The organism is Brevundimonas sp. UBA5936 (assembly GCA_002430835.1).
GTDB lineage: Bacteria > Pseudomonadota > Alphaproteobacteria > Caulobacterales > Caulobacteraceae > Brevundimonas.
In genome coordinates, this window is the sequence record DJDA01000090.1 from 11,973 (window position 1) to 26,281 (window position 14,309).

11 protein-coding genes are annotated in these 14,309 nt (G+C 66.8%); 4 read left to right on the forward strand and 7 right to left on the reverse strand.

The annotated features are described in order from the left end of the window. Positions 1 to 137: 137 nt before the first annotated feature. Positions 138 to 2,372: a TonB-dependent receptor gene (locus B2Y21_RS08490; protein WP_292058874.1), complete on the reverse strand. Its 2,235-nt coding sequence runs from the start codon at positions 2,370 to 2,372 to the stop codon at positions 138 to 140. Between the two features lie 198 nt (positions 2,373 to 2,570). Here B2Y21_RS08490 and B2Y21_RS08495 point away from each other — a divergent pair, with 198 nt between their 5' ends. Together B2Y21_RS08495 and B2Y21_RS08500 are read left to right on the forward strand one after the other, a co-directional pair. Next, a complete protein-coding gene (locus B2Y21_RS08495; protein WP_292058875.1) occupies positions 2,571 to 4,079 on the forward strand; it encodes a carboxylesterase/lipase family protein in 1,509 nt (502 codons plus the stop codon). A 9-nt stretch (positions 4,080 to 4,088) separates the two neighbouring features. Further along, on the forward strand, positions 4,089 to 4,799 hold the full coding sequence (locus tag B2Y21_RS08500) for a TetR/AcrR family transcriptional regulator (protein ID WP_292058877.1): 711 nt from the start codon (positions 4,089 to 4,091) through the stop codon (positions 4,797 to 4,799). A gap of 13 nt (positions 4,800 to 4,812) precedes the next feature. Here the strand turns inward: B2Y21_RS08500 and B2Y21_RS08505 are convergent, their stop codons facing one another. The 5 genes from B2Y21_RS08505 to B2Y21_RS08525 all read right to left on the reverse strand — a co-directional run bounded on the left by B2Y21_RS08505 (position 4,813) and on the right by B2Y21_RS08525 (position 11,650). Continuing rightward, positions 4,813 to 5,565, reverse strand: a complete 753-nt coding sequence (locus tag B2Y21_RS08505) for an acid phosphatase (RefSeq protein ID WP_292058878.1) — start codon at positions 5,563 to 5,565, stop codon at positions 4,813 to 4,815. Between the two features lies 1 nt (position 5,566). Then, positions 5,567 to 7,243 carry an alkaline phosphatase D family protein gene (locus B2Y21_RS08510; protein ID WP_292058881.1) on the reverse strand — a complete coding sequence of 559 codons (1,677 nt, stop codon included), beginning with the start codon at positions 7,241 to 7,243 and terminating at the stop codon, positions 5,567 to 5,569. Positions 7,244 to 7,343: 100 nt separating this feature from the next. Next, the gene (locus B2Y21_RS08515) at positions 7,344 to 10,040 is read right to left on the reverse strand and encodes a TonB-dependent siderophore receptor (protein WP_292058882.1); all 2,697 of its coding nucleotides are present in this window, start codon (positions 10,038 to 10,040) and stop codon (positions 7,344 to 7,346) included. Between the two features lie 129 nt (positions 10,041 to 10,169). Next, entirely contained in the window at positions 10,170 to 11,153 is a 984-nt protein-coding gene (locus tag B2Y21_RS08520; RefSeq protein ID WP_292058884.1) for a FecR family protein, read from the reverse strand. Then, positions 11,150 to 11,650: an RNA polymerase sigma factor gene (locus B2Y21_RS08525; protein WP_292058886.1), complete on the reverse strand. Its 501-nt coding sequence runs from the start codon at positions 11,648 to 11,650 to the stop codon at positions 11,150 to 11,152. Before B2Y21_RS08525 ends, B2Y21_RS08520 begins: the two co-directional genes overlap by 4 nt. Positions 11,651 to 11,917: 267 nt before the next feature. Between B2Y21_RS08525 and B2Y21_RS08530 the strand changes: the two genes are divergently transcribed. Further along, entirely contained in the window at positions 11,918 to 12,835 is a 918-nt protein-coding gene (locus tag B2Y21_RS08530) for a hypothetical protein (RefSeq protein ID WP_292058888.1), read from the forward strand. Between the two features lie 12 nt (positions 12,836 to 12,847). Here B2Y21_RS08530 and B2Y21_RS08535 read toward each other — a convergent pair whose 3' ends face one another. Continuing rightward, on the reverse strand, positions 12,848 to 13,444 hold the full coding sequence (locus B2Y21_RS08535) for a TetR/AcrR family transcriptional regulator (protein ID WP_292058890.1): 597 nt from the start codon (positions 13,442 to 13,444) through the stop codon (positions 12,848 to 12,850). Positions 13,445 to 13,588: 144 nt separating this feature from the next. Between B2Y21_RS08535 and B2Y21_RS08540 the strand changes: the two genes are divergently transcribed. After that, positions 13,589 to 14,305: a lysozyme inhibitor LprI family protein gene (locus tag B2Y21_RS08540; protein ID WP_292058892.1), complete on the forward strand. Its 717-nt coding sequence runs from the start codon at positions 13,589 to 13,591 to the stop codon at positions 14,303 to 14,305. Positions 14,306 to 14,309: the final 4 nt, after the last annotated feature.

Below are 14,309 nucleotides of genomic sequence, written 5' to 3' on the forward strand. Positions count from 1 at the left end.
CGGCGGTCACGGGCGAATGAAGCTGCAACGGCGGATGCGCGAAATTCCCTCGCCCTACGGCGTATCTTTCGGACCCGCGCGCGGATGACAAAAAGCCCCCGCAGCCGGCGCTGCGGGGGCCTTCATGTCAGTCGCTCTTAGAAGCGGGCGGTCACGCTCAGCGTCACCGTGCGCGGCGGGCCGTAGAAGCCGATGACCGAGTCCCCGGTGATGGCGCCGGGGAAGTTGTAGCCGCCGGCGCGATAGCGTTCGTCGCCCAGGTTGCGGCCCGCTAGACTGACGCGATAACGCGCGTCGGGCGAGGTCCACATCAGGGTGGCGTCATACAGCCAGTAAGATCCCTGATCGAGCAGCGGGATCGGCGTCTCGAACATCTGGGTCGCCCCGCGATAGGCGGCGGTCGGCGTGAAGATCACCGAGCCGCGATCGCCCAGGTCGAAGCTGTACGGCAGGGCGAGGCTGGCGGTCCAATCCGGCGTGTTCTGGAAATGGCGCTGATCGGCCATGTTCTCGCGCTTGCCGGTATCCGGGTTCAGCGTGACGAAGTCGTTGAACTTGGCGTCCAGGTAACCCAGCGTCAGGCGCGGTATGAAGCTGTCGGTGATCCGCGCGCTGGCCTCCAGCTCCCAGCCCCAGATCTCGCTGGACCCGGCGTTGTCGACATAGCTGACGACCGAGGTGGGCGGGATGAAGAACTGCGAGGTGATCTGCTGGTCGGTGTATTCCGACTTGAACAGGGCCGTGGCGAAGTTGATGCGGCGATCCAGCAGCGAGCCCTTCAGACCGATCTCATAGGTATCGACCAGTTCCGGCTGATAGCCGTTGACCGTCTCGGGATAGAGGCTGGCGTCGCCGCGCATGTCGAAACCGCCCGACTTGAAGCCCCGCCCGTAAGAGGCATAGCCCGTCAGTTCCGGCGTGAACTTATAGCTGGCGCTGACCCGCGGCGTGAACTCCGAATAGGTGTCCGAGTTGGTGTAATCGGTCGAAGGACGCCCCGCCGGAATGGCGCTGCTGTTGCCGAAGAAGGGGCTCTTGATGCCCAGATAGTTCTGGCGCAGCTGATCGACGCTCTTCTTGTCGCGGGTCCAGCGACCGCCGACCGACAGCGACAGCTGGTCCGTCACATCGTAGCTGAAGTCGGCGAACACGGCGAAGCTCTCGGTGTCCACCTTGCCCCCGGTGAAGGTCGTCAGGCCCGCCGGCAGCCCAGGCCCCATGCTGGGATAAAGGCCGATGACGGTGTCGAAAGCGCCCTCGGCCGAGGCGTCCATGTAGAAGACGCCCGCCACGCCCTGCCAGCGTTCGCCCTGGAACAGCAGCTGGAATTCCTGGGTGAACTGGCTGTCGGCGTAGTAGCCGGGAATGTCGAGGATCGGCTGCGGCAGGCCGTCGAAGTCGATGCCGTCGCCCTTGGTGTCGCCGTCGCGCCAGGCCGTGACCGACTTCAGCGTCACCGCGTCGTTGACGTTCCACTCGCCGGTCAGCGACAGGCCGCGCGTGCGGACATAGCCGTCGTCGCCGATGCCCGCGCGGGTGTCATAGACGTCATCCGTCGTCGGCGCCTTCAGGCGATAGCCGTGGCGGGCGTTGGACTCGTCCTCGGTGATGTCCCCCGCCAGGCGGAAGAACAGGTCGTCGCGCGGCGTCCACTCGATGCTCAACCGGCCCGCCGTGACGTCCTTGTTGTAGTGCTCGGCCCCGGTGTTCAGGTTCGTGCCGTACCCGTCGCGGGTATAGCGCGCGATCGCACCGCCGATCCGCAGGGTCTCGGTGATCGGCGCCGAGCCGGAGGCGATCAGATCGACCTGATTATAGCTGCCGTAGGCGCCCTTCAGCGTCAGTTCCGGGTCCGGCCCCAGGCGCTTGGTGACGTATTTGATCGCCCCGCCGATGGTGTTGCGGCCGTAAAGCGTGCCCTGCGGCCCGCGCAGGACTTCCAGCCGCTCGATGTCGAAGATGTCCAGCACCGCGCCCTGCGGGCGGGCCACATAGACGTCGTCGACATAGAGGCCGACGCCCGGCTCGAAGCCCCACAGCGGGTCTTGCTGGCCAACGCCGCGAATGAAGGTCGTCAGGGTCGAATTGGTGCCGCGCGCCACCTGAACCGTGGCGTTCGGCGTCTGCGCCTGCAAGGTGGTGATGTCGGCCGCGCCGGTCTGTTCCAGGCGCTCGCTGCTGACGGCGGTCACGGCGACCGGCACGTCCTTCAGGCTTTCCTCGCGGCGGCGCGCGGTGACGACGACGTCGTCCACGTTCGAGGCCTGCTCGGTCTGCGTCGCCTGCTGAGCCAGGGTCGGCGCCGCGCACAGCGAGGCGGTGATGAAGGCGCTGGTCATCAGCGCCAGACGCAACTGTCCTGTCGATCGCATTCTCGTTTCCTCTCCACGCGCGGTCGTTTGCTCGCCGCTGATCTGTGTTGGAGCGACGGTGATCCGCGAACGGCCTCGCTGTCAACATCATTCATTCTTGCATGAATGATGTTTCACGAAGCGGCTCGACAGCCGAACGCGCATTCTTCATTCTCAAATGAACGAGCACGGCGAAGATCGCGCCTGAAGGGACGAAACATGGATCAGCTCCACCAAGGCGCGGCGCATCCCGTCGCGCACACGCCGTCCGGCGCTCTACGGGGCCGTCGCGAAGGCCCGGCGAACGTCTTTCGCGGCGTGCCCTACGCCGCCGCGCCGATCGGCGAACTGCGTTGGCGGGCCCCTCGCCCCTTCCCGGCCTGGGAGGGCGTGCGCGAAGCCGCCGCCTTCGGCCCTTCGGCGCCCCAGGCGGGACCGGCGGACGTGGCCGACATCGTCGCCATCGGCGGCGCGCCCGAGCCCACCGGCGAGGACTGCCTGACGCTGAACCTCTGGGCGCCGGTCGAGATGACAGGTCTGGCGCCGATCATGGTCTGGCTGCACGGCGGCTCGAACCGGATGGGCGCGGGCTCCCTGCCCTTCTATGACGGCGCCGCCTTCGCCCGCGACGGCGTGATGCTGGTCAGCGTCAACTACCGTCTGGGCCAGCTCGGCTTCTTCGCCCATTCGGCGCTGACGGCCGAGACCCCCGCAGACGAGCCCCTGGGCAACCAGGCCCTGCTGGATCAGATCGCGGCGCTGGAGTGGGTGCACGACCACGCCGCCAGCTTCGGCGGCGACCCGGCCAACGTCACCCTGTTCGGAGAATCCGCCGGAGGCCTCGACATCCTGGCCCTGATGACGGCCAGGCGAGCGCGCGGCCTGTTCCACAAGGCCGTCGTCCAATCCGGCGGCGGCTGGCTGCCCGCCACGCCGCTGAAGACCGCATATGAGCGGAGCGCCGCGACAGCGACCGCCCTCGGCCTGAGCGCCCCAGACGCCGCCGCCCTGCGCGCCGTCGCACCCCAGCGGCTGACCGCCATCGAGAGCGCCTTCGGCCCGGTGATCGACGACCGCCTGCTGGATCGCGACCCGATCAGCGCCTTCGCGCGGGGCGACTTCGCCGACGTGCCGCTGATGATCGGCGTCAACAGCGGCGAGGATTCCCTGCTCAACTACGGCGGCGGGCTGGAACGCTTCGGCAAGCTGATCAAGCCGAACGCCGCCCTGACCCGCCTCTATCCGCAGGCGAACGGCGATGAGGAGCAGTTGATCCGCCACGGCTTCCGCGACTTCGCATTCGCCGCCCCAGCGCGCTGGATCGCATCGCGCCCGCGCCAGTCGAAGGCATGGCTCTATGCTTTTGATTATGTAGAAAAAGCACGACGCGACACCATGCCCCGCGCCGCCCACGCCGCCGAGATCTTCCACGTCTTCGAGACCCTGGACCATCGCCCCGACGGCGCCCCGCCCGCGACCGAAGCCGACCGCGCCGTCAGCGCCGCCATGCACGCCCGCTGGGTCGCCTTCGCCAAGACAGGCGCGCCCGGCGCCGACTGGCCCGCCTATACTCCCGCCGACGACGCCTGGATGGTGTTCAACGCCACGCCCGGCGGCGAAGTAAAGCGCGGTTGGTGGAAGGCGGCGCTGGACCATCACGGACGCAAGGGCGGGTTGCTGGTCCTGCTGATGCGGCTGCGGGATCGTTTGCGACGGATGTTCGGGTAAACTGCGCCCATGACCACAACCGAGTCCAAGCCGCGCGCCAAGGCGTCCGCAAAGCCCAAGGCGCCGCCCAAACCCAAGGCCCAGCGCCGCGAGGAAACGACCACCCGCATCCTCGACGTGGCCGAAGCCCTGTTCGCACGCGACGGCCTGCACGGCGTCACCCTGAAGGCGGTAGCCAAGGAGGCGGGCGTCGATACGGCCCTGCTGCACTATTATTTCGACGACAAGAACCGGCTGTTCTCAACTGTCTTCGGCCGCCGCGCCGAGGTGGTGAACCAGCTGCGCCTGGACAGCCTGGACCGTTATGAGGCCGAGCACGGCGACGCCATGACCGTCAGCGGCGCCATCGACGCCTTCCTGCGCCCGCTGTTCGTCCTGTTCGAGGACGGCGATCCGGCCTGGTTGAACTACGGCGCCCTGGTCGCACAGGTGAACAACACCCCGGCCTGGGGCGGCGACACCATGCACCAGCATTTCGACCCGGTGATCCACCGCTTCATTGACGTCCTGAAGCGCATCGCGCCTGACGCCACCGAGCGGCAGATCTATTGGTTCTATCACCTGCTGTCGGGGTCGCTGACCCTGTCCCTGGCGCAGACAGGGCGCATCGACGTCCTGTCCGGCGGCCTGTGCAAGTCGTCGGAAATGACCGCCATATGCGACGCGATGGAGGTCATCTTCACCGGCGGCTTCGAAGCCCTGAACCGCCTGCCGAAATAGGTCAGCCTCGCGATTACGGCTGTCTCGTAAGGCTGCGTCGCCATTCGGCTTTAGCCCGTTCAAAGTCCCGCGCGAAGGCCGGCTCCGCCTTCAGGCGGGCGACGAGCGCCGCACCGACCAGCCGCCCCGCCTCTACGTCGCTGACGTAATGGACGCCGCAGATCACGCGGCTGTCCCCATAGGCCAGCCCCCGCGCCAGGATCGCCTCGGCGCGGCCCGGCTCCAATTCGGACAATACCAGCGCCCAGGCCCACCCCATCGCCGCATGACCCGACGGATAGGAACCGCTTGCCGCGAGCCATGGCGCGGCATCGACGCAGATATCGGCGGGCTCGGACACGAAGGGCCGCGGCCGGGCGTGGCTCGCCTTGGCCGAAGCCTGGATCGTCTCAAGATCCGCGTGCATCCGCCCCAGCAGCAGAGCCAGCGTCGGCGTCTGTTCAGGGTCGAACGGCGCGCCCAGCGCCTCGCTGAACACGCTCGGCGCCGAGGGCGTGACGATCTCGGCGTCGGCCGCCGCCTGAAGCCAGCGTGGCTGGCCCTTCAACGCCCGCGTCGCGCGATAGACGGCCAGGTCGTTCTGCGCCGTCAAGGAACCGGCTTGCGGCGGAGGCGGCAGAAAGGCGAGCGCCTCAAAGCGGCTATCCGCTCCCAGATACCCCTGCGGATGGTCGGCATAGCCCTGCCACAACGACGCCTCAGGGACTGAAGCGCACGCCGAAAGCGCCAGACTGAGCGCCGCCGTCCCCACGATCAGCAAACGCATCTCAGCCCTCCTGCACCTGGAAGCCGCCTGCGCGGTCGGTCGTGATGCGGGCGAAGCGCCAGGCCCGGCCGTCGCGGGTCTGGATATCGGCGACCTGATGATAGTCGCATGTCAGGGCCGCCTTGGTGATCTCGACGATCAGGAAGCCATGGTCGCGGACATGGGCGAAACGGACGTCCGGGTTCCTGGCGACCAGCGCCTTTTCGGCGATCTCATAGATGCGGGGATCGGGGCTGATGGTCTCATAGCCGCCGGGCGAGGTGACGCTGCCGGTTCCGAACTCGACGCCGACGAAGCTTTCGTCGCGCGGGTCGTGCAGACGATTGCCCCAGAACATGTGCGTGTCGCCGCTGAGCACAGCCAGGTTGGCGCCGCTGCGCCGGGCGGCGTCATACAGGCGCAGGCGCGCCGCCGGATAGCCGTCCCACGCGTCCAGATTGATCGGCAGGCCCAGACGGGTGCTTTCCAGCCAGCGACGCGAGCCGGGCCGCGACATCGCCTCCTGCAACAGGTCTTCGGGCATGACGGACATGAAGTCCGGCGCCCGCATCCGGGCCACGACGACCTGATTGGCCAGCATCTGCCACGTCGCTCCCCGCTGGACCGAGGCGCTCAGGACGTCTTCCAGCCATAGCTCCTGCGCCGCGCCCATCATGGAGCGTTCGGGGCGGTTCAGCACCTCGGCCTCAAAGCGGGCGGCGTCGGGACGACCCTGCGCGTCGAAGATCATCTCGCGTGAGGCGCTGGGCGCCTGGGTGCGGCCGGTCAGGCGCGTCTCCACCGCAATCAGCGACAGCAGGTCGCCGAAGTCATAGACGCGGTTCAGCACATGGGCGGGACGCCCCGGCGCCGGATCCCGCATCGGCAGCCATTCGAAATAGGCCTGGATCGCCGCGTCGCGGCGGCGGTCCCACGGACCTTCCGTATCTTCGTCATGGGCGGACGATCCGCCCATCCAGCTGTTGTTCGCCGTCTCGTGATCGTCCCAGACGGTGATGAAGGCGGCGCGGGCGTGGGCGGCCTGAAGGTCGGGGTCGGCGCGATACTGGGCGAAGCGGCGACGATAGTCGTCCAGGGTGACGATCTCATGCGCCGGATCGTGTTCACGGCCCAGGGCGCGGCTTTCCGGCCCGCCATAGCCGTCGACGCCGTATTCATAGATGTAGTCGCCCAGATGGACGACGGCGTCCACCGGCGCTTCCAGATCGGCGATGGCGCGATAGGCGTTGAAATAGCCGAAGCCGTAGTGGGAACAGGACACCACCGCCAGCCGCGCCTGCTCGACATCCCCGCCCGGCAGGGTGCGCGCGCGCCCGACCGGCGAGACGGCGTCGGCGCTGTGGAAGCGATAGAAGTATTCACGCCCGGCGCGCAAACCCGTCACATCGACCTTGGCGGTGTGGTCGCGCGCGGCCGTCGCCTGAACCGTGCCGGTCTGGACGATGCGGGTAAACCCGGCGTCCTCGGCCGCCTCCCAGCGCAGGGTGACGACGCCGCCCGCGCCTGTCGCGCGGGTCCAGATCACGAACCCCGTCCGCGTCGGATCACCGGCCGCAATGCCGTGAGTGAAGACGGCCGGATCGACCGAGGCACGCGCGGCGGCGGGGCCGGCCAGCGCCGCGCCTCCGCTCATCAGGGCCAGAGCGCCGCGGCGCGACAGACGAAGGTTCTGCGTCATCGAACATACTCTTTTCGTTCGAGATTCGCCGTGCAGACGGCGCGGAATAAAGCATTCCGGCGGCCGGTCATCCCGGCCGCCGGATGGAGTGTCTCAGGCTTTAGAAGCGATAGGCCAGATTCACCCGGAACATGCGCGGCAGGCCGGGCATGACGGCGACTTCCTTGTAGACCTCGGCCGAGGGGGTGAAATATTCCTCGTCGAACAGGTTATCGATGTTGGCCGAGACGGTGACGTTGCGCACCTTCACATAGGCCGCCGCCTTGGCCAGCGTATAGCCGGGCAGACGCAGGCTGCTTTCCAGAATGCCGCCCGTTTCCGAGACATAGGTGGCCCCGGCGGTGAAGCCCGCGCTGGCCTCGGCGCCCATCAGGTTGAACGGTTCGGTAGTGTAGGCGCCGAACAGGCTGAACACCGTGTCGGGCATGGTGCGCACGACATAGCCGTTGGCCAGTTCTGGGAAGCTGCCCGCATTGTTCACCGCAAAGGTGCCGCCGTAGGCCAGGACCGGATCAAAGCCCAGCTGTTCGGGCCGCAGTTCCAGATACTCGCCCTTGCCCTTGCCCGGCGCATCCACGCGGGTTTCCTGCAACGTCAGCGCCGTGGTGAAGCTGAGCTTATCGCTGGCCAGCCAGTGGGCCTCCAGCTCAAAACCGTCCGAGGTGGTGCCGCTGACATTGCCCATGATGTCGGTCTGGCGGCGGAACTGCTCATAATAGGCCGCGCCGCCGAACAGGGCGCCGTCGAACAGCGAGAACTTGACCCCGACCTCCTTCAGCTCTGACGGCGAGATGAACAGATTGCTGGACGCCGTGCCGACCGACACGCCGCCGGTCTGGGTCGATTCCAGCGAGCGCGGCTCAGCGAAGGTGACATAGGGGGTCAGACCCCACGGCGTCTCATAGCGGGCCGACAGCGACCAGGTGACGGCGTCCTTGCTGTTCTCGACCCAGGTATCCTTCAGGCCGAAGACCGTCTCGCCCTTGTTGATCGCCTTCACGTCGTAATCGTCCCAGCGCAGCCCGGCCAGGATGCTGAAACGATCGAAGACGGTGATGTCGCTCATGGCGAAGACCGAGCGGCTGTTCCACTCCATCTCGTGCCGCGAGTCCCACATCTGGACCCCGTCCTTCATCAGCGGGGCGGCGATGCGATCGCCCGCCGTCGAGCCATGCGACAGGTCGCGACGGTTCAGGGCGATATAGCCGGACAGGAAGCTTTCATACTGCTTGGCCGTATGGTCGCGATAACCGGCGCCGACGACGGTGTCGACGCTGACATGCTGGCCGAAACGCGAGGGGAAGCTGTAGGTCACGCGGCCTTCGATGGCGCGGGCGTCATAGTCGGCGGCGAAACCGAAGCTGTTGAAACGCTGGTTCTCGATGTCGTCCATGAAGGCCTTGAAGGCCAGCACCGAGCCGTTCGCCATCTGCTTCTGCAGGCCCGCATAGGCGGTGAAGGTGCGGCTGTCGTTATAGTCGGCGTCGTCAGCCATGACGTTGCGGCGGCTCAGCTTGGTCGTGCCGACGCCTTCATCAAGGGCGAACTTCGGATTGTTCTTGCCGCCGTATTCCAAGATCTGGCGGATGTTGGACGTGCCGCCCCATGCGCCGAACGCGGCGTCGATCTCGCCGTATTCGATCATGCCCGAGCCATCCAGATCGATCAGATCGGTATCGCGTCCGGTGATGTAGACGCCGTTGTCGATCAGGTTCTGCGTCACCCGGTTCCAGCCCGGCGACTGGATGCGGCCTGACTCCTTGAAGTGCATCAGATTGACTTCGCCCGACCAGCCGTTGCCGAAATCGCCGACATAGGTGGCCTGAAGGTTCAGGTGCTCAGGGTGGACGTTGCGATAATAGGAGTCGGAATCCTCGCGCTCGACATAGAAGGCGAAGCCGCCCTCGCCCACCGGCACGACGATGTCCGCCGCCGCATTGCGCCGTCCGTACGAGCCGACCGTGATGTTGACGCCGCCGCTCATCTCATCGGCATAGCGGGCATCGACGCCGCGCGCCGACTTGGGCACGAAGTTCAGCAGCCCCCCGACCTTGCCGGGACCATAGATGGGCGAGGACGGCCCGCGCAGCACCTCGACATAGGCGGCGGCGCCCAGGTTGGACGAAAAGCTGCCGCGGTTCTCGATCCGCTTGAAGCCCTGAAAATAGGTGTCGGCCAGGGTGCCGCGCACGTTCAGATTGCCCGGCACGCCGAAAAAGCTGGCCGTATAGGCGCCCGGCACGGCGGCGACCAGGTCGTCGACGTTCTCCATCCCATAGCGGGCGATGGTGTCCGAGCTGACGCGCGAGGCCGAGCGCGGCGTCTCCAGCAGCGAACGGTCCAGCCCGGTGAAGCTGTCGGTCGCGCCCTTCTGAAGGCGGCTCAGCGGATCAAAGCGTGCGGTGACGACCACGTCGCCGATCTGGGTCGTCTCAGCCCGCGCCTCGGCGGCCGACACGATGACGAAGGCGCCGTTCGGGTCGCGCCGGAACGTCAGGTTGGCGCCTTCCAGCAGACGCGCCAACGCTTCCGCCGCCGTCATCGAGCCGGTCAGCACGCTTGAACGACGGTTGTCCAGCGTCACGCCCGCAGCCACGATCACCGTCCCCGTCTGTTCGGCCAGGGCGACCACCGCCCGGTCCAGCGACTGGGCCTCGATGCGGATGGCGTGAACCTGTGCGGCGGCGGCCGGGCGGGATGGGGCCTGAGCCATGGCGGGCATGGCGGCGGCGGCAAGCACGAAAACGGCGGCGGAAGACGTGGCGACAGCCTTCAGCCTCGAACGATGAATGGTCAACTCTATCCCCTGGACGTTGCGTGAAGCCTGCAGCCGACGCGGCCCCCAACAGCTTCAACACCGCCTAGACGCAAGCCGACGCTCGCCCTTCCAGCCCGCCTGTCGATTTCACTAAAGCTTCAAGATAACTCAGCTTTTCAGCATCATTTGAATTTCGCCCTCGGCGTTTCGACGGCGCACCAGATGGCCGCCTAGCTCCTGCGCCAGACTCTCCAGCGCCTGCGGAATCTGCTCGATGGTGAAGGCGGCGGTCACCTTGCGCGCGCCCAGCTGCGGCGAGGCGATCGTCACGCCGGGTCGGTAATAGCGGTTCACCTCGGCCACGACTTCGGACAACGGCTGGTCGATGAAGCTGAAACGCTGACGCCGCCAGGGCGCGACCCCCGCCGGATTGATCGCCGCCCGTTTCAGCGTCCCGCCGCGCAAAGCCGCGCGCTCACCTGCGCCGATGACGGTCTGCTCGCCCGTGGCGGTGGCGGTCACGCGCACCCGCCCCTCTTCGACGAAGACTTCCGGCCCGTGGTCGCCCAAACGCACCTCAAAGGCGGTGCCCAGCGCCTCGGCCTTCAGCCCCGCGCCGATCACGGTGAAGACCCGCGTCTCATCGTGCGCCACATCAAAGAAGGCTTCGCCTGCGTCCAACCGCATGTGGCGCACCCGGTCGCCGACGCGCGTCGCCAGAACCGAACGCCCGCCCAGGGACACGCGCGAGCCGTCCTCCAACGACAGATGACGGATCTCGCCCACCTCGGTCTCGAACCGGCGCCGCTCACCGCTGGACAGGTGCAGCGCCAACGGCGTCAGCGCGGCCGCGCCAAGCCCGGCCGCCATGGCCATGAGCCCTCGCCGCGACGGCAGCGCCTTTCGACGCATCATTGGCTTTGGCGCAGACACCTCGACCGCACTGCTCAAGCTCTGCTGGTTCAGCGCCTCCGACCAGTCCAGCCGCGCCCACAGCGCCTCAGCCTCGGCATAGGCCACCGCATGATCCGGCGACGCCGCCAACCAGGTCTCGAACGCCCGGCGATCCGCCGCGCTGGTCTGGCCGCCACAGCGCAGCGCCAGCCATTCCAGCGCCTGCTCGATCGGCGGCGCATCCTTCTGCGCCGTCATGCCGCCTCCGTCCCGCACACCTGAATGGCGCGCCGCAATTCGATCAGCGTCCGCGCGATCGTGCGGCTGATGTCGGCCGAAGATCGTCCCGTCAATCGCGAGATCTCCACATAGGTCAGGCCTTCAATGCGGCTCATCCTGAGCAGTTCACGCGCGTCCGGGTCCAACGCCTGAATTTCACGATCCAGGGCTTCCTGCTCCTCGCGCCTCAACAGAGCCTCCTCCGGACTGATTTCATGCTGCGGCGGCGTAGCCTCGGCCAAAGCCTTCCACCGTCGCTTCTGGCTGTCGGCGCGGCGAATGGCGTCCCTTAGGGCGTTGCGCGCCATGACGAACAAAAAAGCGCGCGGGTCTGCGACCTTGTCCTGGTTTTCCAGCGTGCTGAACCGCAGGAAAGCCTGCTGCAGGGCGTCATCCACCCCATCCTGCTGAGCACCATAGCGACGCACCAGCGCCGTGCGGATCTCTACGCCATAGCGCGCCAGCAGATAGTTCAAGGAGCGCCCCTCGCGCCGCCCCTTCGCCTGTCTTCCGTCCGCCATGACCCTGCCAGAACGCCATCCCCGCGCCTGACTTGCCCCGTCGAGACGACAGAATGCTCACCGTCTCGCGCCAGTTTCGTGAAGACCGCATCCAACACAGGGGCTATCCGGCGATACGAACGCCCCATGGCGGTGTGAGGGCGACGATACGCCCGCGCGTAACCATCAGACGCGCGGCGTCCAGCCGAGCCCGCCTTGCCTTGCGTCCGGTGAACCGATTTCATGCAGCCCATCACGCTCGACCGTCGATCCGCCGCCCTGTCCTATGCTGCGGCCTTCGCCTTCATCATCGCCATGACGGCCGTCGCCCAGCTGCTGAACGATCGCGAGATCATCCTGCCGGAAATCGCGGCCATGGCCGTCGCCCTGTGGGCCTGGCGCGACCAGGCCTGGATGCGGCGGCCCGAAGCGATCTTCCTGTGGCCTTCGCTGACGGCATTGGGCGGTTTCGCCGTCAACCTGCTGGCCATTCCCTTCACCGCCAAGCTGGCGATCCTGCTGGTCGGGATGCTGGGGCTGTTTCTGATCTTCCGTTACAGTCTGCCGCCCGCCCTGGCCACCGGCTTCCTGCCCATCGTCACCAACGCCGTCGAACTGTCGTTCCTGATTTCCATCGGCGTCACCACCCTGGCGCTGATGCTCGGCGTCATGCTGTTTCGCCTGCGCGCTCCAGCCGAGCGCAGCGCGCCGCTCGATCGCTCCGCCATGACCGCCTATCTGCTGATCAGCGGCGCCGGGATCGCCCTGGCCGCCCTCGCGGGTTATCCGCAGTTGGGCCTCATCCCGCCCGTGACCGTCGTGGTCTATGAGTCCTTGCACATGAAGATGTATTCGGCGCGCATGGCGCTGAAGCAGACGGTCGTACTGACCCTGTCGGCGGTGATCGGGGCGGGCCTGTTCCAGGCCCTGTATTCCTGGCCATTGATCGCAGCCCTGGACATGGCTGCGGTCTTCCTGCTGCTACGCCTGTTCAAGATGCGGATGCCGGCGGCCTACGCCTTCCCGCTGCTGCCCTTCGTCTTCCCGCCCGAGGTCGCGTCGCTGCTGCCCGTCGCCGCCCTCGCCGCCTGCGCCGTCTCCTTCAGCCTGACGCTGGCCTATCATCGCGCGCGGCGACGTCTTGTCGCCGGCTCAGCCTGAAGTCGTCGATCGCTAGGCCGCACAGGCCTGAGACAGGCTTTCACGGACACGTTCCAGCGCCAGTTCGACAGGCTCTTCGATGCTCATCAGGGCGAAGCTGCCGTTAAGGTCGAAGACGCAGTGGCCGTGGACCACGGCGATCAACGAACGCGCCAGGCGCGGCGCGCCCGCCTGCGCCTTCGCCGGCAAGACAGCCGTCACCTCGTTGACGATGATCTGGGTCAGATCGCCGCGACGCTGGTTCTGTTCGTCGGTCAAGGCGACGTCCGGGGGCAAATGGTGCTCGTAGATGGCGCGCCAGCTATGGGGGTTGGCGCGCGCGAAGCCGAAATAGGCCTCGACCAGACATCGGATACGGTCTGGGCCGCTGCCTTCCAGCGCCTGACGCACCTCTTCGGCCCAGAGCTGGAAGGTCCGCGTGTTGATGGCGATCAGCAGCTGATCCAGCGTACCGAACACATTGTAGAGGGTGCCGATCGAATAGCCGACGCGCTTGGCCACTTCGCGCGCCGAGAAGCGCGCAAAGCCCACTTCGGCCATGTGCTTGTGGCCTTCGACCACAAAAAGCCGCTCCAGCTCCTGCCGCGTATGATCCGATCGCCTGCCCATTAACCCTGCATAGCAGAAGCTGTGCAGAGAGCGGGAAGAAACGTCTGTTTTCGTTTTTTATTGATCAACGCTCATTTGAAGGTATGAATTGCGATCGACAGGACGCCTTTCGCGCCCGTCCCTGCATCTGTCTTGAGGCTTCCCATGACCCCGCTTCGCTTCCCGTCGTCCGCTGCAGCGGCCGCCCTGCTTCTCGGCGCCGCCCTGGCGACCTCGATGGCCGCGCCTGCAACCGCCGAAAGCGCCGATTGTCGCCGCGCCTCCGGTCCGGTCGAGACCGCCATCTGTTCGACGCCGTCCCTGACGGCATTGGATGCGAAGATCGCCGAACACTATGGAACCGCGATCAGAGGCTATGACGCCGCAAGCGCCGAAGCGCTGCGTCGCGACCAGCGCGCCTTTCTCTCGGCCCGCGATCAGGTCGGCGCGCGGCTGACGGGCGCCGACCTGATCGAAGAACTGACCGATCAACTGACGCGGCGTGAAGCATTCCTGACCGATCTGGGCAACGACCCGCTGGTCAGCGTGGTCGGGCGTTGGCGCAATCTCAACGGCGAGATCGTCGTCAACCAATGGGCGACCGGCGTCCTGACGTTCACGGCCACGGCTGCCGACCCGCGCGGCGGTGGCTGGTCCTGCGAGGCGGACGGCAGCGGCGACTGGATCGACGAAGACGAAGCCCGTTTTGACGACATCGGCGGCGCCGCCGCGTGGTCGCTGAACGTGAAGGCCCAGGGTGCGACGCTTATCGTCAAGGAAACGATCGAGAACGGCGCCGGCGCCGCCCCCTATTGCGGTTCGGGCGGTACGCTCTCGGGAACCTATTTCCAGGCGGTGCGTCTGCCGGACCCGTCGCGCTGACCCG

Excerpts from the sequence above, each read along its gene's own strand:
- B2Y21_RS08495 (WP_292058875.1), top strand. The coding sequence starts at position 2,571 with ATGGATCAGCTCCACCAAGGCGCGGCGCATCCCGTCGCGCACACGCCG.
- B2Y21_RS08505 (WP_292058878.1), bottom strand. The coding sequence starts at position 5,565 with ATGCGTTTGCTGATCGTGGGGACGGCGGCGCTCAGTCTGGCGCTTTCG.
- B2Y21_RS08520 (WP_292058884.1), bottom strand. The coding sequence starts at position 11,153 with ATGACGGCGCAGAAGGATGCGCCGCCGATCGAGCAGGCGCTGGAATGG.
- B2Y21_RS08535 (WP_292058890.1), bottom strand. The coding sequence starts at position 13,444 with ATGGGCAGGCGATCGGATCATACGCGGCAGGAGCTGGAGCGGCTTTTT.
- B2Y21_RS08530 (WP_292058888.1), top strand. The coding sequence starts at position 11,918 with ATGCAGCCCATCACGCTCGACCGTCGATCCGCCGCCCTGTCCTATGCT.
- B2Y21_RS08510 (WP_292058881.1), bottom strand. The coding sequence starts at position 7,243 with ATGACGCAGAACCTTCGTCTGTCGCGCCGCGGCGCTCTGGCCCTGATG.
- B2Y21_RS08490 (WP_292058874.1), bottom strand. The coding sequence starts at position 2,372 with ATGCGATCGACAGGACAGTTGCGTCTGGCGCTGATGACCAGCGCCTTC.
- B2Y21_RS08500 (WP_292058877.1), top strand. The coding sequence starts at position 4,089 with ATGACCACAACCGAGTCCAAGCCGCGCGCCAAGGCGTCCGCAAAGCCC.
- B2Y21_RS08540 (WP_292058892.1), top strand. The coding sequence starts at position 13,589 with ATGACCCCGCTTCGCTTCCCGTCGTCCGCTGCAGCGGCCGCCCTGCTT.